This is a genomic window from Micromonospora sp. SL1-18 (assembly GCF_047921505.1).
Taxonomy (GTDB): Bacteria; Actinomycetota; Actinomycetes; order Mycobacteriales; family Micromonosporaceae; genus Micromonospora.
In genome coordinates, this window is sequence record NZ_JBLROA010000198.1 from 1 (window position 1) to 703 (window position 703).

The following is a 703-nucleotide window of genomic DNA, read 5'->3' on the forward strand; positions in this document are numbered from 1 at the left end:
GGGCACCGCGAGTTTGGCGGTGGCCATCGCGGCGTGCCAGCGCTGGCGGTAGACGATCCGCCGGTACCGGGACAGCACCGGCCACCAGCCGAAGCGCAGGAACGAGGGCCGGTGGCCGAAGGCCCAGCCGGCGACGACAGCAGCGAGGGAGGCGACGAACCCGACCGGGCCAGCCCACCCGTACCGCAGGTACAGCCAGCCGAAGAACGCCGCCGGGGCGGTGACGTACCAGAAGCGGACCACGAGCACGAGCAGGCGGACGAGGCCCTTCAATGTCCACCAGGTCAGGGCCAGCCACATCGGGATGCGGATGAACGGGGTGCGGACGTTGATCGGTGCCGAGTCGATCCGCTCCCCCCGGATCACGTTCACCAGGGGCATCGGTCAGCCCTCCCCTACTGTGGCGGCGAACAGCGATGCCTGCCCCGGCGAGCCGGGACGACGGCGGACCACCCGGCGACGCACGGGGCGGGCCGGCATCAGCGCGGCCAGGTCGACCGGCCCCGACTCCGGGGCGGGGACGTGGCGAGTCATGGTTGGCAGCCACTGGCCCCGGCCGAGCACGGCGCGCAGGTCGACGCGATCGCTCACGTGCGGGGCGATCAAGTCGGAATCGAGGTGGCGCAGCTTCACCACCGTCCGGGCCAAAGCTGCGGCGGCGGCGGAGATCTCGACCAGGGCGGCGACGCGGACCGCGTCGGCG

General features: G+C 73.0%; 1 protein-coding gene and 1 pseudogene. Both read right to left on the reverse strand.

Annotation, left to right across the window (positions count from 1 at the left end; translation table 11 throughout):
* Positions 1 to 381: pseudogene (locus ACNAW0_RS30535) on the reverse strand (cell division protein FtsK); the annotation flags it as partial.
* Between the two features lie 3 nt (positions 382 to 384).
* Positions 385 to 703 (reverse strand): hypothetical protein (locus tag ACNAW0_RS30540; protein WP_416291507.1); only part of this gene is annotated, 319 nt, incomplete at its 5' end.